At 71.0% G+C, this 16,053-nt stretch carries 7 protein-coding genes; 5 read left to right on the top strand and 2 right to left on the bottom strand.

The genetic code is table 11. From position 1 onward, the window contains the following. Positions 1–38 precede the first annotated feature (38 nt). Entirely contained in the window at positions 39–1,400 is a 1,362-nt protein-coding gene (locus ABD330_RS28995) for an AlbA family DNA-binding domain-containing protein (RefSeq protein WP_344469066.1), read from the bottom strand. Positions 1,401–1,831: 431 nt separating this feature from the next. Here ABD330_RS28995 and ABD330_RS28990 point away from each other — a divergent pair, with 431 nt between their 5' ends. From ABD330_RS28990 to ABD330_RS28970, 5 genes are all read left to right on the top strand, one after another. Further along, complete coding sequence (locus tag ABD330_RS28990) at positions 1,832–4,606, top strand: DUF6603 domain-containing protein (protein WP_344469064.1); 2,775 nt, start codon at positions 1,832–1,834, stop codon at positions 4,604–4,606. Positions 4,607–4,737: 131 nt separating this feature from the next. Continuing rightward, positions 4,738–6,990, top strand: coding sequence for a hypothetical protein (locus ABD330_RS28985; RefSeq protein ID WP_344469062.1), 2,253 nt, complete (start codon positions 4,738–4,740; stop codon positions 6,988–6,990). A gap of 38 nt (positions 6,991–7,028) precedes the next feature. Next, complete coding sequence (locus ABD330_RS28980; RefSeq protein WP_344469060.1) at positions 7,029–10,481, top strand: hypothetical protein; 3,453 nt, start codon at positions 7,029–7,031, stop codon at positions 10,479–10,481. Positions 10,482–10,551: 70 nt separating this feature from the next. Next, on the top strand, positions 10,552–11,784 hold the full coding sequence (locus ABD330_RS28975; RefSeq protein ID WP_344469058.1) for a hypothetical protein: 1,233 nt from the start codon (positions 10,552–10,554) through the stop codon (positions 11,782–11,784). Positions 11,785–12,171: 387 nt separating this feature from the next. Further along, entirely contained in the window at positions 12,172–13,281 is a 1,110-nt protein-coding gene (locus ABD330_RS28970; protein ID WP_344469056.1) for a replication-relaxation family protein, read from the top strand. 889 nt (positions 13,282–14,170) lie between these two features. Here the strand turns inward: ABD330_RS28970 and ABD330_RS28965 are convergent. Then, positions 14,171–14,548, bottom strand: coding sequence for a hypothetical protein (locus tag ABD330_RS28965; protein WP_344469054.1), 378 nt, complete (start codon positions 14,546–14,548; stop codon positions 14,171–14,173). Positions 14,549–16,053 lie beyond the last annotated feature (1,505 nt).

Genomic DNA, 16,053 nt, shown 5'->3' with positions numbered 1-16,053 from the left:
GTTCCCTGCGGCCGTAGCCAGCTCCCTGCGGGGACCGGTTACGGCTGGCTTCGGCGGGGTGAGGCAGCCGTGATACGTGTCAGGTCCAGAGTCGACTCGCGTCGTGCCAGGTCGATGCTGCCGTGGCATTGGCCGTTGACGTTGGTTGAGGTGGACTTCCACGTGACACTGACGGACTGTCCGAGTTCGGGCTGTGAAGCAGCGGCTAGCGTGATGATGGGCAGCTGGTGCCGCGCGTGCGGTCGCAGGTCTAGTGGCGGGTAGGTGATGATCACGTCCCTTTCGGCCTGTTGGACCTGTGCTCCTACGGGCCGCCGCAGGGGGGCGAGGGATGCTGGCCCTGTCGGATAGGGGACGCTCAGATTGATGTAGGGCGTGGTCAGAGCTGTGTTTGTCCCCCATGGGGCGGGCTCTTCGGGCAACGGGGCCCAGTCGTACGCTCCGGGGTCAATATGCCAGGCGCCTCGAACCTGGACAGTCACCTGCACGGCCGCGAAGGGCCGGTCGGTGTTGTTGGTCAGCGTCAGTCTCAGCTGGTTCGCGGGATGGTCCGCGTGCAGTTGCTTCAAGCGCTTCCCCATGACCTGCTGGCAGGCCGAAACGTAGTTCCCGACCTCGACGGTGTAGGCCTCCGTGCTGCGTCGTTCCGCAATCAGAGGCCCGATCTGTGCGAGGACGCCAGCCACGTGTGGGGCGAAGGGGGACGCTCCCTTGGCTTCAGAGGGCGGAGAGGACTGCTCAAGCGGCCTGATGCGGTCCTTCAGCTGTTCCGTCCCCCACCGTTTGATGATTGCCTCACCGTCGGCTGCATGCTCCAGGATCTGCTCGCCTTCTGTCGCGACGGTGACGTCCAGTCCGTTGGCGCCGGTCAGCAGTCGACGTTCCAGCATCTCGACATGGTCCGGGGAGGCCTGCACGGTCTGGCCCGGAAGCCTGGTGAACAGCACTCCTGGCCGGAAGTTGCGAAGAGGCTTCCGCAGGGTGTGCAGGGGATCGCCGGGGCGGGGTGGGTCCACGGCGATGACCAGGACCTTGACCCCTTCAAGGTCCACGTACTGTGGGTGCCAACCGATGCGATCCCCGATGTAGCCACGGAGCTTCTCGGAGAGGTCGCCGGGATCCATGGGCGTGATCCCCGGGCACAAGCTCGGCTCGGCACCGACGATCAGGTAGCCGTATCCCTGGGCCCACTGCGCGGCGGTCGCGGGATCACGGTTCGCGAAGCCAAGGACGGTGTGCGGCAGGTGCTGGAACTGCTCGTCGCGGGCGAGCTCCAGACGTTCCTTCCACTCGATCCATGACGACTCGTCATCCCCGCCGGCGGCGACGACCGCTGCTACCAGCTGGGCGACCTCATCGGGGAAGCGGAAGGCCTGGGATATGTCCAACGGGATCGCCATCCTGTGATTTTACGGTCCACCACCGGCCTTGGGTCGCTGATGCCGGCCTTGTCATGGCTGTCGCGCCGTCGCGGATTCGGGTGCGCTGGACGTCATGACCGTGGTTGCCCTGGGCGGTCTTCTGCGTCGCTGCGCCAGGTTCTTCAGGCGCTTGGCGGGTCTGTCTGGGGGGCCGTGTGTTGGGGGCCGCAGGGTGTCGGGTGGTGGTGTGGCGGCTTGTGGGGTCGGGTGTGGCTGGCGTTTCGCCTGTGGTGCTTGGCTTGTTTGATTACGGATTGTTTCTGGCCGATTGCGTGGCTGCTTCGCGCCGGTTGCCCGTGTGCGGATGAAATAGCTACTACGATCCGTGACTGCATGATCACTGGTCCGGATGGCGGTGTTGTCCGGGAGGCCTCGGTATGCCCACACGCGGTAGGGAAATGAGGACGGCTGTGACGATCCACGTGGACGAGTTGCGCAAGCTGCTCGACTCTGGCCCGGACGAGTGCCTGCCGGGGGAGGTGCTGGGCTTCGGTGAGGCTTTCCGGCCGTTGTTCCCTGACGGGGTGGCGTTGTTGGCGGCCGGTAACGGCGATCCGGGTGCCTTGCATGTGGCCGGCACCGCCGTCATGCCGCTCGCGGGCGGCCCGGTGCCGGTGCGTGTGACGTTCCACCATGACGGCGGCACTGTCACGGGTGTTGCCCTGGACGCGGAGCTGCCGGCGTCCGGCACGCGCGCGGACGAACTCGCCCGCGCGCTGGGCATCGAGCTCCCTAATCTGCCCGGGCCCGAGGTCGACCGGCTCCTGCTCGTGCGGGACGGGTCGGGAAGCAGCCTGACCGCGACCGGGCCGCGAGGGCGCGCGGCCGCCTCGCACGACGCGCGGGTGTTCACCGCCGAGGCCGACGGCTGGCAGCTGGTCCACTGCGGGCACGACCTGACGGCCGAGGAGCTCACCGGCCTGGGCATCCGCGCGGACGGTGCGGTGCTGCCCGCCGGGGTGTGGGTGGTGGTGGACGGGCGTGCCCTGCGGCTCACCACCCGCACGCCCGCCCCGCCGACCGACTCCGGGCGCCTGGACGGCCTTGGGCGGCCGCTGCCCGCGGCGCGCGTGCGCACCGCCGCCGAACGCGAAGCGGACCGCGCTCCGCGGGCGCTGGTCACCGAACACGGCATCCTCACCCCCCGCCCAGGCCCCCGCCGCCGCAAGGGCATGCGGGTCCTGGAAGCGCCGACAACCCGAGGCTGGTCGCCGATCGGCACACCGGGCGGTGAGAACGGGCTGAGCGTCGACTACTACAGCCCGCCGCTGCGGATCGCCGGCGCGCTGACCGCGCTGCCCGCCCCCGAGCCGTACAAGACGGTGGTCGGCGGGGTCCTGCTGGTGGACACCGGCGCGTTCAACGGCTCCGCGATGGGCGCCTACGCCGTCCCGAAGAGCGGCGCCGATCCGTCGCTGTTCGCCTACGGCTCCCTCGGCAGCCGGGTCGGGTTCGGGCCGCGGCAGTTCCAGGTGCGCGGTATCTCCGCCGGGTTCGGCTGGAACAGCCGGGTGCGGGTCCCGGCCGCCGACGCGCTGGACAGCTTCCCGTTCCTCGTCGCACTCGACAACCCCGGCGCGATCGGCGCCGGCGACGACGAGGTCGACCCGCTCAAGGTCCTCAGCGAGCTGATCGGCGTCGAAAACCCGTGGGTGCGTGCGCAGGAGGGCGACCTCTGGTTCGCCGCCGGTCTGGCCTTCGACTGCTTCGAGACGTTCAGCGGCCGCGCCATGGCGCTGGTGCAGACCGGCTCCGAACTGACGATCAGCCTGCTGGGCGCGGCCGGGATGCAGCTGCCCACCAAGAGCGACAAGAAGATCGCCCGGGTGGAGATCGGCATCGAAGCCACGTTGCGCCCCACCGCCGGGGAGCTGAGCATCGGCGCGGCGTTCACCGAGAAGACGTTCCTCATCGACCCGAACTGCAAGCTGCGCGGCGGCGTCGGCATGAAGTTCTGGTTCGGCAACCACGTCAACGCCGGTGACTTCGCGTTCATGCTCGGCGCGATGCCCAAGGGGCGGGAGCTGCCCGCCCGCTACCCCCGCCAGCAGCCGGCCGGTCTGACCTGGGGCGTCGGCTCGACCGTCAACATCACCGGCAACGCCTACGCCGCGTTCACCCCCAAGTCCCTGATGGCCGGCGGCTCCCTGGACGTCGTCTTCCAGTCCGGCATGCTGCGCGCCTGGCTCACCGCCCGCGTGGACGCCCTGCTGGAGTGGAACCCCTTCTACTTCGACGTCGGCATGGGCATCCGCGTCGGGGTCTCGGCGACCATCAAGGTCTGGTTCGTCAAGGTCAGGATCTCGGTCGAGGTCGGCGTCAGCGTCCGGATCTGGGGCCCCGCGGTGGGCGGCGAGGCGACCGTCCACCTGTGGTTCATCTCCTTCACCATCGGCTTCGGCGCCGCCCGCCGCGACAAGGTGCCGGCGCTGGACTGGGGCGGTTTCCAGGGCATGCTGCCGCCGCCGGAGAACATGGTCCGCACCACGGCGATCGCCGGATACACCGGCGAGGGTGCCCCGGCCACCCGTGGTGCCATCAAGCCGTGGCTGGTCAGCAGCGGTGGCTTCACCTTCACCGCCGACACCCAGGCCCCCGTCAGCAAGGTCTACCTGAACCAGGGCAGCGACACCCTGGAGGCCGCCACCGACGAACAGCAGGTGGACATCCTGCCCATGCACCTGCGCGGCAAGGGCAGCGAACTGCGCGTCTGGCTCACCCGCGACGGCCAGGCTGCCACCCTCGGCCCGTGGGGCCGGGCGGTCCTGCGCGGCAACGTCCCCAACGGCCTGTGGGGCCAGCAGCCGGACGCGCCGGACGACGGGATCATCCCGAACCGGGTCCTCGGGATCCGGCTGACGTCACCGCCGGTCGATCACGGCACCTCCACCGGGTTCCTCGACGAGAAGGCCATCTCTTTCGATCCGATCAACCCCGACGGCAACCAGCCACTGTCCGGCGAGGCGGCCAGGGGTCCGGTGCCGACACGGCCCGCCGACGTCAACGTCATCCAGATGATCCAGGACGGCATCAACACCGCCACCACCCGGGGCAACCGCACCGCCCTGGCCCAGGCCCTCACCGGCCTGGGGACGGACCTCGGCACCCTCGACACCGACCTGAGCGCCTACGCGACCGCCGCCGGCACCGCGTTCACCGCCGAGCCGATGCTCGTGGCCGGCTGACCCGACGCGCCGCACCGGGCCGCCCGCGCAGCAGTCGCCGTGCGGCCCGGCCCGCACCGCCGCGCGCCCGCTTTCCCACGGCGCCCCGCCCCAACTTCGCCCACTGCCGCGTCCTGTCGAAAGGCACGCCCGTGACCACCACGTCCGAACCCGGCCCCGCGCCGCGCACCAGCACTCCCCGGGCCGAGCACCGCACCCGGTTCTTCGACCACCGCATCCCCTCCCTGTATGCCGGCCGGTACAGCATCGGCAACCGGCAGACCCTCAAAGACGTCGGCGGCGCCGACCGCGTCATCGACGCCACCCCGCAGCCCTTCGACGTCGTCCAGCCGCGCTTCAGCGTCGATGCGACCGGTATCAATGCCCAGTTCCCCGTCCCGGACGCGGTTGGCACCTACAGCCAGACCCTCGCCCACATCAACCTCGACGCCCCCGGCCTGCCCTGGAACCGCCCCCTGGCCCCGGGGCAACCGGCCGCCGTGCCGTGGATGGCCCTGCTGCTCTTCCGCGAGGACGAACTACTGCCCGAAGACCCGGACGCGGTAGGCCTGGTCAAGACCGGCACCGTGCGCGAGCTCCTGGCCGGCGACCTCGGCCCCGGCCAGCCGCCCGCCCTGCCGGCCGAGAGCCTGCGCCCCGACGAGTACGACGAGCAGTGCGCCACCATCCACGTCCCCGCCGCCCTGTTCGACGCCGTCAAGCCCCTGCCCGTCGAGATGGGCTACCTCGCGCACCTGCGCGAGGGCGGGCGCCCCGACGCCACCCGGGCTGGCGCCGACCCCGAGCCGGACGAGGGCGAACTCAACGCCGTCCTCGTCGCCAACCGCTTCCCCGCCGCCGCCGGCGGGCGCCACGTCGTCCACCTGGTCTCCCTCGAAGGCTTCGACCAGCACCTGACCACCCCCGCCCCGGCAGGGGGCGTGCGCCTGGTCTCCCTCACCTCCTGGTCCTTCACCACCGAACCCGACTCCGGCATCGGCTTCGGCGACCTCGCCCAGCACCTGGCCACCACCGACGGCACCACCCCGCGCCCCGAGGACGAACTGCGCCTGCGCGTACCCACCCAGACACCGGCCAACCCGACCGGCCCGCAGGCCGAGGCCGTGGCCCGGATGGACGGGGGTGCCGTCGCGCTGCCCCAGCGACTGGAGAGCGGCGAGCGCACCCTCGCCTTCTACCGCGGCCCCCTCACCGCCCGACCCGCCCAGGAACTGCCGCCACCCGCCGCCACCCCCGGCGTCACCCGCCTGGAATCGCCCGGCGAAGCCCTGATCTACCTCCAGCAGTACGGCGTCTTCGACACCGCCTACGCCGCAGCGTTCACCACCGGCCGCACCCTCGCCCTCGCGGACGCCGAGTTCCGCACCGCACTCCTGGAGTTCCGCTCCGCCGCCCGCACCGCCGCCCGCCGCCTCGCCTCCCACCCCGAATTCGCCGCCCAAGCCGCAACCGCGCTGACCGCCCGCCACCTCACCGCACCCCTCGCCTTCGAGGCATTCGACCGCCTCCTCGCAGACAGCAACACGCACGGCGGCGGTGCCCGCCTGACCCAGGCCATCGACCAGGCCGGCCCCCAGCTGCGCGCCGGCCGCCGCCGCACCGCCGCCCGCACCCGCCGCACCATCGGCGACGCACGTACCGTCCTCGCCGAACCCGGCGTCGCGAACCTCCTCACCCAGGCCGCCCCCGACCAGTTCGCCAAGGTCACCGCCTGGCTCAACGCGCTGCGCCGCCTGGAGCTGGTGGGCCTGTCCCACCTGGTCCCCGACCCGCGCGCGCTGCCGTCCGAGAGCATCCGCTTCGCCTACATCGACCCCGCATGGGTGCGGGCAGCCGTCGACGGGGCGCTGAGCGTCGGCGTCGGCCACACCCTGGACGCAGACCTCAACAAGCTCGCCACCGGCGGCGGCCCCGTGCCGAAGTGTGCAGTGCTGATCAACTCCAGCCTCGTCCCGAACTGGCCCAACACCATCGTCACCGCCTACCGGGGTTCCGACATGGTGGACCCGGTGCGCGACGCGGTGTTCGGCACCGAGACCCGCCTGCTGCTCTACCCCGAGGTCATCGACCGCTTCGAGCTGGCGGAGCCACCACGCGGCCTGTGCTTCGGCATCGGTGACGTCGGCACGATCGAGCTGCGCGAGATCAGCGGGGGCCGGATCGGCCACCCGATGGGCGAATTCCCCCAGCCCGCCGGCTTCGCCCGCTTCCTGCGCCCCGGTGGCCGGGACGTCCTCAACGTCCACGGTGCCGGTGACGCCCTGGTGCCCGCCCTGTCCCAAGCCCACGGGCTCACCGGAGCCCAGCAGATCTCCTCCGCCCAGTTCGCCCTGCAGATGATCAACGCCCCGCAGGCGAAGACGTTCTCCCGGCCGTCCTCCTGAGTGCCGCCCATCCCTCGCCTGTGAAAGGACCCCGGGTCATGTCCGTGGACAACACCCTCATCGTGCCGGTCGAGGTCGCGGCTCTCGCCGTGAACCGGGCCACCCGCGACACCGCCACCCCGCACGTGTTCCACCGGTGGATCACCACCTTCAAGGACGTCGGCCAGGGCGTCCCGGCCGAGCCGGACCCGTTCTCCAGCCCCGAGGAGTGGACCGGCCGGGAGGACCGCCTCGGCGTCTACCTCCAGTGGGAACTGCCCGCCGCCCTCACCCGCGGCCGCCACGACGAAGAGGAAGGCATCGGCGACTTCCCCCTGGTGCCCAACCGGTGGCTGGTCGTGCGCCACCGCGAGAGCACCCGCGCGCTGAAAGCGTGGATCGTCGAGAGCGACTACCTCGACCCGATGGACGGCAGCGTCTCCTTCCAGGACCCCGACAGCGACGAACCGTCAGCGACCCTGATCGGCAAGTCCCACGAACTCACCGGCCCCTGGAGGGAACCGGTCGAGGCGCACGCGCCGTTCCTGACCGCGATCGGCCCCGGCCTGCTGACGTTCTCCGTCTTCCAGCCCTACAACAGCAACGTCTTCTCGATGCACGACCCCCTCCTGGACACTCCGGAGCAGGATGGCCCACCGGAGCGGGAGCGCCTCAGCTATCTCGTGGCCGGCTGGTACGCCCAGCCGGACAGCGACATCCTCGCCGGCACCGATGACCTCGCCGCCCTGCTGGAACGCCTGGACTGGACGCCGCCCGTCGGCTCCGGCAGCGGCATCCGCACCTCCGTCTACACCGGGACCGTCCTCGGCCTGGACTGGGATCTGACCGGCCCCGTCCCCGACTCGCCCTGCCCGAAGCCAGCCGACGTCACCGCGATCGTGTCCAACAGCATCGCCGAGGCCGTCGCCGAACTCGGAGCCCAGTCCGCCGGCCAAGGAGCCCTCTCCGCGGACGAGGCCGACCTGTTCCGGGCCTTCCTCCTCGGCGGCATCGACGCCCTGGAGGAGCGGGACCGCCCCGAGGCCGACATCCTCACCGACCGCCGCGCCCACGACACCGCCTTCGGCCCCGTGCACGGCGGCTACCGCTGGTTCATCGGCGAACGCGGCGAGGAAACCGGCCGCACCACCTCCCGCGCGGCCCGGGCCGCAGAGGCCGACACCGTCGCCGACCTCAACCGCCGCCAGGCCGCCCACGACGCCACCGAAGCCGACCTGGACGCCGCCCGCCAACACCTCTACCACCTGTGGTGGCTCACCCACCTCAGGAAGAAGCCCTCGGAGTTCACCGGCCGCATCGACGACGAACTCACCCCCACCAACCCGGACGGAGCCGCCGGACGTGTCGTCGCCCTCGCCCGCGAGCTGGCCGCGCAGCGCGCCGAACTGCCCTGGGGCAAGAGCGAAACCGATCTAGCGGCGCGCATCGACACCCTTTACCCGGACTACGGCGCCCGTGCCGCCCGCCGCCTGATCCGCGTCCCGGCCGAGGACTTCGAGTACAGCGCCGACCCGGTCCTCACCCTCCAGGGCGCCAATCTCCACGCCCCGCTCACCCGCGACACCGCCCTGCCCTGCCGCACCCCCGAACGCCTGGTCACCCGCGCCTCCGGCACCACCACCGCCGACGTCGCCGCCACCGCCGCCCAGATCGACCTCACCGGGCACCAGCCGCCCTGCTTCCCCGCGCTGCTCAGCGAGTTCCTCATCCTGGAGCGCGCCCTGAAGTCCGGCGCGATCCGCGATGTCACCGGCACCCTGCCCGAATACGGCACCACACCCTGGGCCATGCCCTGGCAGCCCCTGTTCCTGCTGTGGAAGGCCGAGTACTTCCCCCTGCCGCTGCGCGACGGCGACGAGGCGCACTGGGACTTCGTCGACGGCTCCCGCTACCGGTGGAACGGAAGCGGGCAGCCCGGCAAGTCTCTGACCGTCTACGGCCGCCAGATGCTCGCCCCCACCGCCGGCCACATCGTCGACGGCACCCTGCAGAGCTACGCCCGGGTACGCGACCAGCTGCCCGCCGACGCCGTGCGGCGGGTCCGCTCCCAGGCCCGCGAAGCGGACTACCTCTCCCAGGCACTCGACGGCTTCGGCGCCGCCATCGCCCAACGCCAGCCCCTCGCCGGCCTCCAACCGCCCGCCGACGACGAGCTTGCCGACCTCATCGGCAACGGTGACTACCCCCCGCCGGAGCCCGGCGAGTTTCCCGGCAAATGGGGCGACGAGTGGCCCGCCTCCACCTTCCAGGAACTGCGCGCCGGCCAGCTCGCCTTCCTCAACCTGGCCGTCGTCGACCGCTTCGGACGCTCCGTCAACCTCATCACCAGCCAGCCCCAGATGCCCGACACCATGCGCCCGGCCCACCCCGTGAGCGACTACGACAGCGACCGCCTGGTCGAGCTCGGGCCGCGTCTGCTGCAGCCGGCCCGGCTTCGCTTCGACTTCCTCGCCGCCAAAACCGACGACGACACCGACCTGACCCCCGGGGCCAACCCCGTCTGCGCGTGGCTGCTGCACAACCGCCTCGACAAGTCCCTCGTCGTCTATGCGCCCGACGGGGCCGCGCTCGGCGAACTGCGCGTCACCCTGAACGCCGGCGGCCAGCGCGAGGTGTCCTGGGGCGCCCTGCCCGGCTCCGACGTGAGCTTCCGCCAACTGGAGGACCTCGCCCCGCACGCCCACCGGCTGTTGAACGCCGTCAGGACCCGTGGCCCGGGCACCTTCGACGCGTTCCGCGCCACCCTCGACAAGACCCTGGAGACCATCGACCCGGACGGCCCGGCCGACCCCGGACTCGGCTTCCTCCTCGGACGCCCCCTCGCCCTGGTCCGCACCCGCCTCACCATGAACCTGCGCGGCCCCCTGCGCACCGACGTCGGCTGGCAGACCCTGTTCGACACCACCTCGACCTCGGAGCTGCCCACCTACCCGTGGGCGATCCGCCTCGGTGAGGCGCAGCAGAGCGACGACGGCCTCGTCGGGTACGTCCTCGACGACGACTACGAGCACTTCGAGACCGTCATCACCCCGACCGCCGACAGCAGCGACTACCTGCGCCCGATCGGCGACAACCCCAGCCTCGAACTCGACTTCGGCAGCCACAACACCGCGGTCGCCACCGTCCTCCTGGACCCGCGCGCGGCCGTCCACGCCACCACCGACATCCTCGCCACCAAGCGAGTCTTCGTACCGCAGGAGTTCACCGACCAGGCGATCGCCCGGATGAGCGTCAACTTCCGCACCGGCCCGCTCCTGGCCGCCACCACCGCTCTGCGCGGCGACCAGGGCGAGAGTGAGGAGACCGTCCTCATGCCCACCCCGGCCGGCGTCCTCGGCACCTGGACCTGGACCGAGAACCGCGCCGGCGACTGGCAGAAGCTGCCGATCCTCAGCCAGGACCAGTACGACCTCCCCCTCGCCGAACCCGAGATCCGCTCCGGCTTCCTCACCCTCGACGACGCCGTCGCCCACAGCCGCACCGACCACTGAAGTCCATAACCGCCGCCCCGCGCCGCCCCACTCCTGGGCGGCGCGGCCCAACAAGCCGAAGGAGCAACACGTGACCGTCGTGATCCAAACCCAGGTACCCGCTACCACCGCCGCCGATGAGCCGCTGCTGTCGTACGCCCTCATCACCACTCCCAGCCCGTTGAAGGCATCACCCGAGAACCCGCAGGTCCCCGAGGAGATCGGGGAGGTCGTCATCTCCGTCTCCCGGCAGGACCGGGTCCCGGCCGATGTGGAGTGGATCAGGGTGGAGGTCCCGGCCGGGACGATGTCACCGGACCTCGCCACCGACCTGAACAAGATCAGCCCGCGGATCAGCCTCCCCGGCTGGACCGTGCGGCTGGACTCCGCGGCCAAGGAGTTCGTATGCGCACCCACCGGGAGCCATGCACCGATCGGCCCTGACACCGGGTTCACCATCCAGCTGTCCGACATCCCGATCAACCGGAAGGTCGGCACCGCCCCGGTCACCGTCACGGAAAGCTCCCGCACCGGAAACGCCGCATTCAAGGAAAGGGAGACCGTCTTCCAGGTGGGCAAGTTCCCGGCCGACTTCTACCTGCGCAACTTCCTGTGCGAACCCTCCATCATTGACAACGGCGGCGACGTCAAACTCACCTGGGAACGCTCCGCCAACGCCACCTACGAACTCCTCTACCCCGGCTGCGACCGCGACGTCACCAACCGCACCAGCCTCGACATCGAAGGCATCAAATCCGACACCACCTTCTACCTCCGCGCCACCACCGGCGACCCCACCAACCCCGTCATCCGCATCCTCTCCGCCCAGGTCACTGTCCTCAAACCCGACCTCGTCGTCGGCAACCTCACCGTCACCGGGGACCTACGCGCCGGTCAGATCCTGAGCCCGGGCGGGGTTCCGATGCTCAATTTGAGCCTCGGACTCGTGCAGATCCAATCCATCGTGAAGGCCGACAATGGATTGATCGTGGGAGATTACGGTCTCCGAGTGGACAAGATCTGGACAAATCAAGCGGACGCGGTGACGGTCGAAAAACTCCGAACCAACGAGATCCAGGGAACAGGAGAAGCGGTGAACATCAAAACCGACCTGCGCGTCGGCCAGATCTCGAGCCCGGGCGGGGTTCCGATGCTCAATCTGGACGCCGGATTCTTGCAGATCCAGTCCCACGTGGTGGCCGGAGAGGGATTGGTCGTGAATGGTTACGGTCTCCGAGTAGACAATATCAAGAAATCTCAGGGGGAACAGGTGAACGTCAGCGGTGGCCTCACCGTCGATGGCCGCAGCGTCATTGTGTCGTAGGCCAGGCTCGGGTTGCCCTCTCCGCCGGCCCCCGATCACCTTCGAAGAACCCTGAGACCGGGCGGTGTGCGAACCAGCATCGCTGCATCAGTGACTGCCATCGCCAGCGGCCCGTCCGAGTGCAGCTTTGAGGGCGGATAGCCACTGGCAGCCCGCGTGGAGAGCTGACCCCACGGCCCCTACTCAGTGGCTCCGCCGCCGCAAGACGAGCGAAGCACACCTGCTTCCACAACCCGGCAAGCGTGCTGACCAGCGCGACCAGGCGCTCGCCCTCCGCAGCGCGGAACAAGCGCTCCGTCTTGAGTGGACCACCTGCAGCAGCATCGCGTTCAGGGTTCGGCCCAGGCCCTGAGGACCCCGTCCGGGGCTGCGGGCGGGGTCGGCACGGTGCGGTCCTGGTCGACCGAGGCCGAGTTCCTGCTGCCGGGCGGCCGCCGGAAGGTGCGCCCGGACGGAGTGTGGCAGGCCCCGGAGATCGGGGTGCCGGTGCTGATGGTGGAGGTCGACCGCTCCACGATGTCGCCGGAGCGGGTGGCGGCGAAGTTCACCGCCTACCGCGAACTGTTCCGTACCAAGGTCCGCGACAGTGACCCGGCCCTCGCCGACCGGGAGCCGGCCGACCGGACAGTGCACTGGTGGCGCCGGACCTGGCCCGGTCCCCACTCCCGGGCCGGGTACCCGCCGGTCGCCCTGGTTGTCACCGGTGCCGGGCCGGTGGCGCTGGCCAACCGTCAGGACGCGGTGGCGGACCTGGCGGGCGACGCCTGGGGCGGCTCCTGGTGGACCATCACGCGGCACGACAACGACGGTGACGGCTGGCGCGAGTACGACGACGCGGTGCCGGTCATCGCCACCACTCTGGAGCTGCTGGCCGAGCACGGCCCCCTCGGGCCGGTGTGGTGGCGCTACGGCCGCCCCGGCCGGCACTCCCTGCTCGACGCACTGGAGAGCCCGGACACCCGCCAGGCGTACGACGAGCGCCAGGCCGCCCGGGAGAAGAAGGCCCGCCAGGACCACCGCGAGTGGATGCGCACCCTGGCCTGCGCCGACTGCGGGAACGTGCCGAAGGAGGAGAGCACCTGGGAGTACGGCCCGGACGGCAAAGAGCAGTGGACCCGCCGACCGGACGGCCGCTGCTGGGACTGCCACCAGAAGGAGCACCAGCGGCGCGAGGAGAAGCGGAAGGCCGAGGCCCAGGCCCGCCTGGAGACGGCCCGCGCGGCCAACGCGCAGCTGCGCCCGTGCTGGACGTGTCGAGGCTCGATCGGCGGGAAGGCAGGCTCGCGGCTGGAGCTGAAGGAGAAGGCCGGCCCTGACCGGTTGGAGTGTCCGCGGTGCGTCAGTGACCGGGAGGAGAAGGAGCTGGGCCTGCTGGTGCTGCCCGCTCCGACCCGGCGGGAGCTGCTGGCCGCCCGCGTCTCTGCCCCCGCCGACCAGTGGTGGGAGGACCGAGTGCTGCACGCCAAGCTCTATCCGGCGAGGGGTCGGCGTGTGTGACCTGTTGGCGGGTGTGGGCGTGGGATGGCTTCTCTTGCTGGGTTGTCTGGACCTTTGGTTGTGCCTGTTGGGGGTGTCGGGTGGGGGGTGTCGGGTGGCTGGTTTGGTGACTGTGTGTGGTGGTGGGTGGGGTCGGGGGCCGGGCCGGCCTGCTTGGGGGGTCGGTCTGGTGTTGTGGGTTGTTTTCGGGGGTTAATTCCGTCGGGTATTCCGCCCGATTGTTTTGGCGGATTGGTTGCTAGTGGTGGTCTGAATTGTGGTCTCAATTGCGGTTGGCGGGGTGGTGGCGGGGGTTGGTGTTCGGTTTCGTCCAGGCCGGGACCGCCGTCCCTGGTGGCCGTGCCCGCCTCGCTGCGCCGCCGTCCCGGGCCTGCTGCGCCCCTGCTCGGCCGCCGCCGTCCCGGGCCCGCCGTCCGGGTCGTTGCGGCCTGCTGCGCGCTGGCTGGTGCTGTGCCGCCGTCTAGGCCCACCGTCGCGCTCCGGGTGGTGCTGTGCCGCCGTCCCGGGGTGCCGGGTGCCCGCCGCCGCCGCTGTCCAGGCCGGGGTCGTTGTCCGTCCGGGGCCTGCGCGGGCCGGGCTGCCGCCGTCCGGGGCCTGCTGTGCTCGCTCCGGCCGGGCCGCGCCCCGTCTGCCTGCTTGCCGGTCCGCTGCGACGCCCCGCCCGCCCCGCCCCGCCCCGCCCCGCCCCGCCCGCCCCGCCCGCCCCGCCCGCCCGTCCCGGGGGTGCAGGCCGGTCCGCAGCGGCGCAGTGGGGAGGTCATGACCGTGGTGGTTCTTCTCGAACTTGTCTGGGCCCCTCGATGCCGGGCTGTTCCTGGTGGTGGGGGGAGGAGCCGGGGCCGGAGGCGGTGCGTCTGGTGCCGGCTCCGACCCTGTCCGTCCGCTGCCGTCACGCTCCGTCGGACGCCGTGAGGACGCCGATGTAGCGGAGGCTGAGCGTCTGGAACTGCGGTGAGAGCTGCAAAGTCGCGCCGTTCCGCGTGAGCATGAGGTAGGCCGGGTTGAACGGCTTGGTACCGGCGGGCAGGATGACCTTGACCGCCCAGTAGGTCGAGCCCGTGTCGTCGCTGTTCTGGAGAAACTCCTCCAGGTTCGGAGGGAGCATGCCTTCGGACGGCTCGAACGATTCGCCGTAGCCGACGGGCAGGGCGTCCAGCTTGATCGTCCACAGGCCCGCCGTGTCGCCCAGGTTCTGCCTGATGTCGTTCTCGGCGGTCGCGGCCCCTGCCGCGTTCTGGCTCAGAAAGTAGTACATCTCGTCGCTCATGGGTGCTTCTCCCTTACTAGGGGTAACAGTGGCGTGGTGATCTTGGCTTCCACGCTGAACCCCCGTCAAGGCCGGCCTTGTCGGCGGTCTGGTCCTGGTGGTGGTGCTCGGTGGCGGGGTGGCTGGTGGTGGGGGTGCAACGCGGTGTTGCGCGGGGGTGCAACACGGGGCTGTGTTGCGGGTCTGACCAGGTGTTATGTGGCTGGGGGCGGGGGCGGGTGGGTGTGTTGCACTTCGTGTTGCACTGGGCTGCGCCGGTTGGCCGGCCTCGGCGGTCCGCCGCCCGCCCGCGCTGCCCGGTGCCGTGCTCTGCTGCTGGGCTTGGCCGCCGTTGCTGGTCGGCCGTCTTGCCCGCCCCGCGCGCGCCCGCCCTGGTGGCGTCCGGCCGCCGGTCCAGCCCGCCGTCCTGGCCGTCCCGGCCCCTGGGTTGCTCGGCCGCCTCGGGGCCCGTCCTGGCCGCCGTCCTGGTCCGGTGTTCGGTTTGGTGTCGCTGCTCGGGGAATTGCTCGGTTGACGCCGAGTGGGATTTCCTGGGCAGCTCGGAGCGGCGGCCGTGGTGTCGGTGGCGGGGGCCGTAGGCCCCTTTCCGGCGTGCCTGAATTCGATTTCTTGACGCTGCGCCTTGCGGGGATTTCTGATTGCCGCCTGAAAGGGAGCGGAAGGGAATTCGGATTCTCGCCTGGAGTGTCGCCGGATAGAGTCGGGATAGACGGTTTCCGCGATGTTGTCTGTTCGCGTCTCGCGCCCGTCTTGGGACCGGTAAGATAGAGCTGTACGGAAGCCGGGGAAACGCCGCCGGAAGTGCTTCGGGTGCGAGTTCGGATTGTGCGGTTGAGGTTCCGTCAGGGACCGCCGCGCGGGGTGCCTGTGAGGGCCCGCCACGGGGGCCGGGAGGCGTCGGTCCGGACCGGCGGGGCCGGGATGCTCCCCGAGGGCCGCAGGCCCGCCCCACAGGGTGGCGGTTGGGCCGTCAGGCCAGCAATCAGGCGGCGTACCGGCCACCGGCCGGGACCGAGGGAGGGGCCCGGGGGTGAGGTTGTGACTGATACCGGAAGTCCGCGACACATCGTCAACGCCCAGGGCCGCAGGCCCGGGCCGGCACCCCGCCCGTCCGGAGGGATGGGCCACTACCCGAATTCCGCGTCACATCGTCAACGCCCACCCCCGGGCGCAGCCCGGGAATCGCTGTCAGCAAAACAGGCCCGTAGGGCCGTGAAAACACCGGCCGAACAGGGCGGGAAAGTCGACCGATTGACGGGCCGTAGGCCCGGGGCAATGCCACAGATTGGCGGAGCGCAGCGACGCCCGACGCCCGCCGAGACGGCGCGTGCCGCGCCCACGAATTCGCCATCGGCGAATTCCCCCAGCCCCGCACCGCCCGCCGAGGCGCAGCCGAGGCCACACCACGCACGGTGACGGCGCAGCCGTCACCCCCGGCTGACGCCGCGTCAGCGGCGAGGGGGCCGCCAGGCCCCCTCTAAGGCCCGCTAGGGCCTTCCGCCCCC

The sequence above is a fragment of the Kitasatospora kazusensis genome, from assembly GCF_039529945.1.
Taxonomy (GTDB): Bacteria; Actinomycetota; Actinomycetes; order Streptomycetales; family Streptomycetaceae; genus Kitasatospora; species Kitasatospora kazusensis.
Note: the sequence above shows the minus strand (reverse complement) of the source record. Positions and strands in the feature narration are given on the sequence as shown.